Source organism: Phaeobacter sp. SYSU ZJ3003 (assembly GCF_041300735.1).
GTDB lineage: Bacteria > Pseudomonadota > Alphaproteobacteria > Rhodobacterales > Rhodobacteraceae > Phycobacter > Phycobacter gallaeciensis_A.
This window is the reverse complement of sequence record NZ_PXNU01000057.1, coordinates 21,569-31,205: the sequence shown is the minus strand read 5'-3', so window position 1 is coordinate 31,205 and position 9,637 is coordinate 21,569. Positions and strand designations below refer to the sequence as shown.

At 63.0% G+C, this 9,637-nt stretch carries 11 protein-coding genes and 1 pseudogene; 3 read left to right on the top strand and 9 right to left on the bottom strand.

Annotation, left to right across the window (positions count from 1 at the left end; genetic code table 11):
* Nucleotides 1–95: 95 nt before the first annotated feature.
* The 9 genes and pseudogenes from C6W91_RS17735 to C6W91_RS17695 all read right to left on the bottom strand — a co-directional run.
* Nucleotides 96–497 (bottom strand): annotated as a pseudogene (locus C6W91_RS17735) (transposase); the annotation flags it as partial.
* Nucleotides 498–717: 220 nt separating this feature from the next.
* Nucleotides 718–1,449, bottom strand: coding sequence for a DsbA family protein (locus C6W91_RS17730; protein ID WP_274831046.1), 732 nt, complete (start codon nt 1,447–1,449; stop codon nt 718–720).
* A gap of 1 nt (nt 1,450) precedes the next feature.
* Entirely contained in the window at nt 1,451–1,888 is a 438-nt protein-coding gene (locus C6W91_RS17725) for a cytochrome c (RefSeq protein ID WP_274831045.1), read from the bottom strand.
* Nucleotides 1,885–3,270 carry a multicopper oxidase family protein gene (locus tag C6W91_RS17720; RefSeq protein WP_274831044.1) on the bottom strand — a complete coding sequence of 462 codons (1,386 nt, stop codon included), beginning with the start codon at nt 3,268–3,270 and terminating at the stop codon, nt 1,885–1,887. Before C6W91_RS17720 ends, C6W91_RS17725 begins: the two co-directional genes overlap by 4 nt.
* Nucleotides 3,271–3,325: 55 nt before the next feature.
* A complete protein-coding gene (locus C6W91_RS17715) occupies nt 3,326–4,231 on the bottom strand; it encodes a cytochrome c (RefSeq protein WP_274831043.1) in 906 nt (301 codons plus the stop codon).
* A gap of 2 nt (nt 4,232–4,233) precedes the next feature.
* The gene (locus C6W91_RS17710; RefSeq protein WP_274831042.1) at nt 4,234–4,800 is read right to left on the bottom strand and encodes a cytochrome c; all 567 of its coding nucleotides are present in this window, start codon (nt 4,798–4,800) and stop codon (nt 4,234–4,236) included.
* Between the two features lie 38 nt (nt 4,801–4,838).
* On the bottom strand, nt 4,839–5,141 hold the full coding sequence (locus tag C6W91_RS17705; RefSeq protein ID WP_274831041.1) for a hypothetical protein: 303 nt from the start codon (nt 5,139–5,141) through the stop codon (nt 4,839–4,841).
* 11 nt (nt 5,142–5,152) lie between these two features.
* Nucleotides 5,153–5,611 (bottom strand): cytochrome c, encoded by a 459-nt coding sequence (locus C6W91_RS17700; RefSeq protein ID WP_274831040.1) that lies wholly within the window; start codon nt 5,609–5,611, stop codon nt 5,153–5,155.
* 24 nt (nt 5,612–5,635) lie between these two features.
* Nucleotides 5,636–6,217, bottom strand: coding sequence for a L,D-transpeptidase (locus tag C6W91_RS17695; protein WP_274831039.1), 582 nt, complete (start codon nt 6,215–6,217; stop codon nt 5,636–5,638).
* 143 nt (nt 6,218–6,360) lie between these two features.
* On the opposite strand from C6W91_RS17695, the gene C6W91_RS17690 reads away from it, so the two are divergent.
* The 3 genes from C6W91_RS17690 to C6W91_RS17680 all read left to right on the top strand — a co-directional run bounded on the left by C6W91_RS17690 (nt 6,361) and on the right by C6W91_RS17680 (nt 9,637).
* Nucleotides 6,361–6,633 (top strand): DUF2933 domain-containing protein, encoded by a 273-nt coding sequence (locus tag C6W91_RS17690; RefSeq protein ID WP_274831038.1) that lies wholly within the window; start codon nt 6,361–6,363, stop codon nt 6,631–6,633.
* Nucleotides 6,634–6,873: 240 nt separating this feature from the next.
* Entirely contained in the window at nt 6,874–8,943 is a 2,070-nt protein-coding gene (locus C6W91_RS17685) for a protein-disulfide reductase DsbD family protein (RefSeq protein WP_370571248.1), read from the top strand.
* Nucleotides 8,944–9,016: 73 nt separating this feature from the next.
* Complete coding sequence (locus C6W91_RS17680) at nt 9,017–9,637, top strand: class I SAM-dependent methyltransferase (protein WP_274831037.1); 621 nt, start codon at nt 9,017–9,019, stop codon at nt 9,635–9,637.

Below are 9,637 nucleotides of genomic sequence, written 5' to 3'. Positions count from 1 at the left end.
GTCGAAGATCAACAGACAGCAATTCGTAGCTTACGTCAGTGTCCGAAATTCAGGGGGTAGCTCAAACTGTCGATGAAAAGTAACCGGTGTTCCGATCACACCTTGGCGGCGTAATTCCAGGGCATGAGGTCTGCGATATTGCTCTGCATGTGACCTCCAACGATGGCCGTTAGGCTCGTTGCCAGCCAAGCGTGCGGATCGACGGCGTTCAGTTTGCAGGCCTCGATCAATGAGGCGATGACGGCCCAGTTTTCTGCCCCCGCGTCGTGACCGGCAAAGAGGGCGTTCTTCCGGTCTAGCGTGATGGGTCGTATGGTGCGCTCGACCGTGTTGTTGTCGAGCTCGGTCTGGCCGTCGGTCAGGAATAGGCAGAGGCCGTCCCAGTGTTTTGCAATGTGGCTAAGAGCTTCGCCGAGGGGAGACTTTCTCGCAATACGGGTGCGGTGCTGGGTGAGCCACGCCTCAAAGTCGCCGATGATGGGCGCCGAACGGCTTTGATGATGTGACCGTCCTCCTTTCTGGATCATTGCAGACCCACCTTGGCACATCGATGCCGTCGGGGGGCGGTCACATCATCAGAGCCTGGACACCCGAATAGTGCATATCGACAGTGCGCTCCGCGCCGATCAGCTATCAGCGGCGATCAAGGACGCCGGTTACGAGACCTCTGCCGCCTGAGCAAGCCAGCTGCCCGCGTCGATGCGCGGGCAGCGTGCCCTATTCGGCGGCTTCGCGTGCCGCGGCAACCAGCTTGGCCAACTGGTCGGTTTCAACGAAACCGGGCACCAGTGCGTCGCCGATCACGAAAGACGGGGTGCCGTTGAACCCAAGCGTTTGCGTCAACTGCATCGAGGTTGCGATATGGTCGGCGACCTCCGGGGCATCCATGTCGACACGCAATTGCTCGATGTCCAGACCCACCTCTTCGGCCACGCGCAGCACGCTGGCTTCTTCGGCGCGGCCTTCGTTACCCATCATCGCCCAATGGAAGTCTTCGTATTTTCCCTGCTTGCGGGCCGCCAGCGCAGCCTTTGCGGCAAAGACCGAGCCGTCGCCGAGAATCGGCCATTCGCGATAAACCAGACGGATGTTCGGATCCGCGTCGATGAGCGCGCGGACCTCGGGTTTCACGCGGCGGCAATAGGGGCAGTTGTAATCAAAGAACTCGACCACGGTCACGTCGCCGTCGGGATTGCCCAGCACCGGGGCGTTCGGGTCATTCTCTATCAACTCGCGCTGTGTGTCTAGCGCACGAGCCTGCGCATCGGCCTGCGCGCCCGCCTGACGTTGCTCAAGGATTGCCACGGCTTCCATCACGATTTCCGGGTTCTCGCGGATCGCTTCGAGAACCAGTTCCTTGATCCGCGCCTCGTCGAGATCTTGCGCCAAGGTCGGCAACGGCATAAGCGCGACCAGCGCCAAGGCAAGTATGGGGGTTTTGAATGTCATATCAGTTGTCTCTGTTTTCCATGTCGGCTTTGCTGCGTTCGGCCTGCACCTGCTGGGCCCGGTCTGGCCAGGTTGAGCGGATGTAGGCGAGGATGTTCCTGATCTGCTGATCGCTCAGCTGATCGTCAAAGCCGGGCATGCCGCTATCGAACTCCATGCCTTGCTGCTCCATGAAGACTTTGCCGCCCAGCTTGGTATAGCCGAACAGCACGCGGTCGCTGTGATGCCAGGTGTGGCCGGTTTCGTCATGCGGCGGGGCAGGCAGTCGGCCATCCGGGCCGGGCGCGCGCCAGTCGGGCTGCCCCTGCAACTCGGCCCCGTGGCAAGAGGCGCAATTCTCGGCATACAAGACCTCGCCGTCGGCGATATCCGGCGTGTCGGCCAATGCGGGCTGCGCCAGAACCAGCGCGGCCCCAATGATGAATACTGACCCCTTCATGTGACCTCCAACCATGTGGTCATGCCGGACGCGGAGTGTTCCAGCATGTGGCAATGGAAGAGCCACTTGCCCGGGTTGTCCGCGACAAAGGCGATTTCCCGGGTCTCGTTCGCGCCGATCAGCAGCGTGTCGCGCATCGGTCCTGTCTGACCTTGGGTGACCTCACGGAAGTGCATACCGTGCAGGTGCATGGCATGGGGAAAGACGGTGTCATTGGTGATCACGACCCGCGCGTGGTCGCCCCGCGACAGCGTCGTCAAGGGCGTGTCGGGCATGTTCGCCACGCCGTTCAGCGCCCAGAAATAGCCCGCTTCCGCTAGCTGGCGAAAGCCCTTGCGTTCACCGTTCAGCACCGCCGCGTTCATCCGTCCCATCGCGCCGCCCGACATGTACAGCTTGACTGGCGTGGCATTGGCCAAATCGGGTAAATCCATTCGCGGATTGGGTGGCAACGCGGTGGGGGCGGCGCGAGCCACCTGCGCACCCTGCCCCGTCACCGTAAAGGCCACCTGCGGAAAGGGTTCATTGGTATCGACATTCAGCAGCGCCGCCAGTTCGCCCTGCGCGGCGGTGATGTCGACGAACAAGTCGATCCGCTGCGCCGGACCCAGCAGGAGCGTGTCCGCGACCGGCCGCGGCTGTGCCAAGGGCATCCCGTCAAGTGCGACGGTCCAGCCCGTCATCCCCTGTAGCCGCAGCGCAAAAATGCGCGCGTTGGCGGCATTGATCAGGCGTAGCCGCAGTCGGTCGTTCCTCTGTGCCGTCAGGGTAAGATTATACTGGCCGTTGGTGGTGACGTAGTTCCCGCTTCGCCCGCCATGGCTCATCATCATCGGCTGGTCAAACGTCTTGGCGATCTGACCGGTTTCAGGGTCGATCAACCAGTCGTCGAGGATCAGCACCTCGTCGCGATCCACGTCAGGGGCATGAGGCTCTGCGACGATCAGCGCACCGCGTAGTCCGCGCGCAACCTGCACGTATGATCGATTGTGCGCGTGATACCAATAGGTTCCGGCATCCGGCACGGTGAAGTCATAATCAAAGGTCTCGCCCGGCGGCACCGCGTCCTGCGTCAGGCCCGACACACCGTCCATGACGTTGTCGATGCGGATGCCATGCCAATGCACGGAGGTGGCCTCGGGCAGGTCATTGACCAGTTGTCGTTGCACGCGCGCGCCCTGCGGCACACGGATCTCGGTGCCGGGGACCGCGCCGTCATAGCCCCAGATGCGCGTCTGCGGGTAACCCTTGGGCAGCAGTTGCAAGCTGGCCTCGCGCGGGACCAGAGGTGTGGAACCGCTGAGGGCCCGCGCCCGCAGTGGGAGGCCCAGACCCGCCGCCGCCCCCGCGAGAGCAAGGAAAGTGCGCCGCGTGTATGTCATACGCTTGTGTCCTTTGCAGGGGACGAGGGCCACCGTGGCCCCCGCCCGTCTCGTGTCAGTCCGTCTGCCCGCCGTTTTCGCCTTGCAGAAGGTAGGTCGCCATGGCGGTCCGATCCTCGGGTGTCATGAAGCGCGTGTTCTCGCGCACCACTTCGGCCATGCTGCCACCAAAGGCATCACCCGAAGGCGTCAATCCGGTTTCCAGCGCATACGCCAGCGCCGAAACCGTCCAGCCGCCCTCTTCCAGCGCCTGCGGCTGGATCGAGGGTGCCTTGCTGCCGCCGGGCAGAGCCGCGTTTCCAGCGAACCGCTCAGCAAGGTCGCGCCCCCCGACAAGATTGCGGGGTGTGTGGCAGGCACCGCAATGGGCCGGGCCACGGACCAGTTCGCGCCCCCGGTTCCACGCGTCACTGCGGCCCTCGACCGGCCGGGTGTCTGGGTCGTGAAGAAAGGCCGCGCGCCACAGTTTCAGCCCCCAACGCTGATTGAAGGGGAATCCCAGATCATGATCGGGTGCAGGGTCTGCAACGGGTGGCACCGTCTGGAACGCCGCCCAGAGATCGGCGATGTCCTGGTCGGTGAAGTCTGCGTAGAACGCATAGGGAAAGGCTGGAAAATATGGGGTTCCGTCCGGCCCGACCCCCTGCCTTACCGCCCTTGCGAATTGCTCGGCCGTCCAGTTGCCAAGGCCGCTGACCGGGTCTGTGGTCAGATTTGGCGGATGGAACGTGCCAAAGGGCGTATCCAGCGGCGCGCCGCGCGCAAGAGGCGCGCCGCCTGCTTCGAAATCCGAGTGGCAGGAGATACAACCGGCGGCCCGCGCGAGATAGGCGCCGCGGTCAACGTTGCCCGCCACGGTGATCGGGACGGTGGCAGCGCCGACCGGCCAGACGACCAGCGACACCACCCCGGCAAGCGCGACCGTGCCCAACACCGCCGCGCCGATAAGGATGCGACGCATGATCAGTCATCCTCGGCGCGGAAGCGCGCATGGCAGGCGGAGCATACCTGCGTGGTCATCTTGAAGGCCGCATCGGCGGGCATGGCACCGATGGCCTCGGCGCTTATCATGTCCACAGCGTTCCCCATCATGGACCCGCCGCCCATCATGCTGCTTCCACCCATCATGGCGCCAGCGCCCGTGCTGCCACTGCTTCCCAGACCGTTGGCCGCTGCCATTTCCAGCCCGCGCGCATAGGTTTCCAACTGATCAGCCAGATCCGTGAAGCGGGTCCAGTCCTGCCATACCTCATCCTTGGCCTCCGACGGCGAACCGCCGCTGCCTTCGGGAAATTGCTCTGTCAGGGCCGTGCCGGCATGGGTCTGAAAGGTGCGGGCGGCGGCGCGCAGGGCCTCCGCGTCATAGGCAGTTTCGCCGCGCATCATGGGAGTGACGGATTTCACTGCCTTACCCATCACCATCATGGCGCCCATGCGTTCCTTGACGATGCCTGTGGCGCCGCCATGCGCAAGTGCGGTCACGGTGGTGCCGGCAATCAGGATGGCGGCGGTCAAAGTCGTTTTCTTCATAGTCTCATGTCTCCGTTGATCGTTTTTTGGCTGAGTCATCAGACACGATATCGCGGCGGGGGCGGATCATCGGTAAAGCGCCAACCCTTGTCCAGCCGAACTTCCGAAAGCCGTTGCATGTCGAGCCGAACGGGTGTGACTTCCGGCATATGAATCGCAAGGAAGATCACCGCAGGGGCACAGTCGATACCGGGGTGGCAATGGCCCTTCGCCTCGTACTCATGCACATGGTCCTCAACGGCAGCGATCCGGGGCCTTTCGTGATGAGGGTCAAACTCGGTCATGCCAAGCGACGCCAGCACCATCGTGCAGAGCAGCACCAGACACAGCCGAAGTCTCACCTTAGCCCACATCATTTGATCCCGTTCGCTCGCTGCAATTCCCGCACATAAGCGATGATCATCTTGACGTCGCCGTCTGTCACGCCGTTGATTTTCGGCATGTTGCCGAAGTTCCAGTGATGAGATTGCACGCCATTCCTGGCCGCCATGAGAAAGGCCATGTCGCCGTGATGGTTGGGCTCGTAGATCTTGTGGACCAGGGGCGGTGCGATGCCGTTCTGTCCTGCCGCGTTCTCGCCATGACATTCGGCGCAGACAGCTTCGAACATGGTCTTGCCCAGCTTGGCATTGGCCGAGAGGTCAGCGGGAAGAGAAACTTCGGTGATGGGTGCACCTTCAGCAGTGTTGCTGGTGTCCGGCGGCACCATCGAATGCCCCTGCGGCGCGTCCTGCGCGCCAAACACCTGCCATCCCAGTGCCGCGACACCAACGACCAGAACGACCCCGATCAGTCCCGTCAACTTGTCCATTTTGTCTGTCCTGCTTGTTTGATTTCAGATCAGTTTGATCTGTGTGCCAAGGGGGGCGCGATCGTAGACCTCTTCGATTTGCCCATTGTACAAGCCAATGCAGCCGTTCGAGGACTTGCGCCCGATCTTGCGCGTGTCCTGTGTTCCGTGGATTCGGTAGTAGGTCCACGACAGATATAGAGCTCGTGTTCCTAAGGGATTGGTCGGGTCTCCGCCTTCCACATATGCGGGCCATTCTGGGTTGCGCTCACGCATCGCCGGGGTCGGTGCCCAGCCGGGATTCTTCCGCTTTTCTACGACCTCGGTGTAGCCACGCTTGGTTAGCTCGTCCGTTAGCGGTACCGATGTCGGATAGACTCGCATTTCGCCCGCTGCGGTCCAGTGCAGCAGCATCTTGCTGTCGGTGTCGGCGATGATGATACCCTTGTCAAGGATTTCGAAATGGTCACGCCAGTCATGGGTCCGCAACGCGGAGATGTTGCGCCGCTGCACATCCCTGGCCGCGCGCAGAATTCCCGGCGCTCCGATCAGGCCGACAGAGGCTACCGCCGTGCGCAGCACGGCGCGGCGCGTCTGTTGCTGTCTGGTCACGGTTATATCCTTCATCAGCTTTGGCGATTATAGATACAGGCTGGACCGCACACAGCAATCGCAACAGGACCAAAGAAATGTATTTGTTTGTATCCTTGACCTTCCGCTGCCGGAGAGTTGCATAAGCGCCATCGACAACACCGCGAAAGGATCGGGCGATGAAGGATGACAGTCACTCTGCCAGGGGCGCAGGAAAGCTGATGCATTGGGGCATGATGGCCTGCTGCGCCGTGATGCTGCTGCCGATCGCCGGATATTTCATCGGCGGCGGCACGTTGTCGGGGCTGGGATCGAATGCGCTGGCTTTTGCGCCGTTGGTGCTGTGCGTCGGTGCGCACCTTGTCATGCACAAGATGATGGGCAAATCGTGCCACAGCCACGATACCGCCAAATCCGAGGCGCGCTCGGAGCGCCGCCCCGAGGAGGCCTGAAGGACTTGACCCCTCGCGTCTTTGTGCTTGGGGCAATGGCGGTTGTGTCGGGCTGTTCTGCCACGGTCAGCGGCTGCTTCCGTTCGCCCTCAGCCCTGTCGACGCAGGGAAGTGATACGGTCGCGGCCTTGCTTCCGACCGGTTGCGAGATCGTGGAGGCATCGTCGCCCGGCGTCGCACAACTGCGTTGCGCAGATGACCGGACAGGATTCGTTCTGAACACGGGAAACTGACGTGACCATGATGCGCCTGAAGACGTATCTTGCCGGGATTCTGACCGTCCTGTCGCTGATTGCGAGCGGGGCCTTGGCCGCCACGTCGGACGTTTATCGTTCGACCCCTGTCATTGCCCGGCTCATCACCGCGCAAAACGGTGTGGCGCCGGGATCACGCAGCTTGGCCGCCGGTTTGGACCTGACCATATTCGAGGGATGGAAGACCTATTGGCGCACCCCAGGAGAGGTCGGCACACCGCCCCGGGTCGACTGGTCCGGCTCGACCAACATCGCAGAAGTCGATTTTCAATGGCCTGCACCGGAACGCTTCACCGCCTTCGGTATCCAGAATTTCGGCTATCATGGAGAGGTCGTGTTCCCCTTGCGAATTACGCTGAAACAGCCCGGCACCGCGGCCCGGCTGCACGCGGCCGTGTCGCTGCTGGTATGCTCGGACATCTGCGTGCCTGAGGATTTCGTCCTGACGCTCGACCTGCCGCCGGGCAGCGGCATCGACCAGACCTCTGCCGACAGGATTGCGCGTTTTGTGGACAAGGTCCCGCAAATGGCCTCCGTTCCGCGCATCACCTCGGCGCAATTCCATGTGGATGACGCGGCCCGCAGCCTGACCGTTGCGCTGCGCAGCGCCAAGGCCTTCGACGCGCCCGACATCTTCCCCGAGGCCGGTGACGGCGTCACCTTCGGTTCACCCGACATTCGGCTGGGCGAAGACGGACGCCTGCTTTGGGCGCGGCTCCCGATCCTGTCCTCTGGCCCACCCGAGACACCGCGTATCACAGTGACCGACGGGGACACCCGCGCCTTTACGGTGCCAGCCACAAGGGTGGTACGCGCCCCTGCCCCGCCCTTTCGTCTGGCAACGCAGAGGACCGGGGCGGGGATGCTGGCCGGGATCGCCGCGCTTGCCTTCCTTGGCGGTCTGATCCTGAACGTCATGCCCTGCGTGCTGCCCGTCCTGTCGATCAAGTTCTCGTCTGTCCTGCGCCACGGCCCAGAGGATCGCCCGTGCATCCGCCGCGGTTTTCTGGCCGCCGCCGCCGGGGTCCTCACCTTCATGTGGGGGCTTTCGGCGGTTCTCTACGGATTGAAATGGGCGGGTGTGTCCGTGGGTTGGGGTCTGCAATTCCAGAACCCGGTCTTCCTTTCAGCTCTGATCGTCGTGATGACGGTTTTTTCCGGCAACCTGCTGGGCGCGTTCGAGATCTCCTTGCCGTCGAGGCTCCAGACATGGATGGCCAATAACGGTGGCGGAGATTTTGCCACAGGCCTTTTCGCGGCAGTCATGGCCACGCCCTGTTCCGCGCCGCTGCTGGGCACCGCCATAGCCTTTGCGCTGGCTGGTCGGGGTCTCGATATCGCCGTGGTCTTTACCGCGCTGGGGCTGGGGCTGTCTCTGCCATACCTGCTGGTCGCGGCGTGGCCAGGCGTGGTGACGTGCCTGCCGAAGCCCGGGCGCTGGATGCTGCTGGTCAAGGTGGCTCTGGGGCTAATGCTGTTGACCACGCTCGGGTGGCTGGTCTGGGTCATGAGCGGTGTCGCCGGGCCGTGGACTGCGCTCATCGTGCTGGCATTGGCGCTGTCGGTGACCGGGTTGCTGTCACTCAGCCGCCTGTCACCGGGTCCGCGCCTGTCTGGCGCGGCGCTTCTGGTCGCTGTGACATTTGTGGCCGCTCCCTTCGTGTCCACGCCCGCCGCCTCCCCCGCGCCGGACGGCGGCGCGCTGGCCTGGCAAAGCTTTGCCCGCGCCGAGATCGCCCGGCAGGTGTCGGGCGGGCAGGTCGTCTTTGTCGATGTCACTGCGGATTGGTGCCTGACCTGCAAGGCCAACAAAGCCCTGGTGCTGGAACGCGACCCGGTGCGCACGGCGCTGTCCGCTGACGGCATCACCCTCATGCAGGCCGACTGGACGCGCCCGGACGAGTCGATTGCGCGCTATCTCGAAAGCTTCGACCGTTACGGCATCCCCTTCAACGTCGTCTATGGACCGGGCGCGCCAGAGGGTATCGTCCTGTCGGAAATCCTGACGGACCGATCCGTGCTGAAGGCTCTCGATCGGGCAACCTTGCCGAACTGACATTGAAACATTATGTATATGGAATATGCTGGACCTTTAGTTGGTCTGCAGATCCGCGTCAGAGGTCATGGCCATGTCGGTCGATAGAAAAGAACACTGGGACACCGTCTACCGCAAGACGCCCGAGACCAGTCTGAGCTGGCATCAGGACGATCCGACAGTTTCGCTCGACCTGATCCGGATGGCCGGAATTCCCAGAGGCGCGTCGGTGATCGACATAGGCGGCGGCATGTCCCGTTTCACGGACGCCGTGCTGGCGATGGGGCTGCGCGACGTGACGATTTTGGACCTGTCGCAAATGGCCCTGGATGCCGCGCGAGACCGGCTGGGGCCCGCGGGGGGCAGCTTGACCTGGCTGTGTAAAGACATCACCACCTGGTCGCCGACGCGACAGTACGACCTGTGGCATGACAGGGCGGTATTCCACTTTCTCACCGACCCCGCCGACAGAGCCGCCTATATCGAGAGCTTGACACGCGCCGTCCGGATCGATGGCCATGCCATCATAGCCACTTTCGCGCCGGACGGGCCGGATCGGTGCAGCGGCCTGCCGGTCGTCCGCTACAGCCCCGAGGATATCGCGGTGCTTTTGGCAGACAGTTTCGCGCCGGTGGCGCATCGCCGCCACCTCCACCAAACCCCGAAAGACGCGGAGCAGGCTTTTCAATTTAGCCTGATGCGTCGGGTCGGCTGA

Coding starts and splice junctions, on each gene's coding strand:
- C6W91_RS17700 (WP_274831040.1), bottom strand. CDS start 5,611: ATGGACAAGTTGACGGGACTGATCGGGGTCGTTCTGGTCGTTGGTGTC.
- C6W91_RS17685 (WP_370571248.1), top strand. CDS start 6,874: ATGATGCGCCTGAAGACGTATCTTGCCGGGATTCTGACCGTCCTGTCG.
- C6W91_RS17715 (WP_274831043.1), bottom strand. CDS start 4,231: ATGCGTCGCATCCTTATCGGCGCGGCGGTGTTGGGCACGGTCGCGCTT.
- C6W91_RS17725 (WP_274831045.1), bottom strand. CDS start 1,888: ATGAAGGGGTCAGTATTCATCATTGGGGCCGCGCTGGTTCTGGCGCAG.
- C6W91_RS17695 (WP_274831039.1), bottom strand. CDS start 6,217: ATGAAGGATATAACCGTGACCAGACAGCAACAGACGCGCCGCGCCGTG.
- C6W91_RS17720 (WP_274831044.1), bottom strand. CDS start 3,270: ATGACATACACGCGGCGCACTTTCCTTGCTCTCGCGGGGGCGGCGGCG.
- C6W91_RS17690 (WP_274831038.1), top strand. CDS start 6,361: ATGAAGGATGACAGTCACTCTGCCAGGGGCGCAGGAAAGCTGATGCAT.
- C6W91_RS17680 (WP_274831037.1), top strand. CDS start 9,017: ATGTCGGTCGATAGAAAAGAACACTGGGACACCGTCTACCGCAAGACG.
- C6W91_RS17730 (WP_274831046.1), bottom strand. CDS start 1,449: ATGACATTCAAAACCCCCATACTTGCCTTGGCGCTGGTCGCGCTTATG.
- C6W91_RS17710 (WP_274831042.1), bottom strand. CDS start 4,800: ATGAAGAAAACGACTTTGACCGCCGCCATCCTGATTGCCGGCACCACC.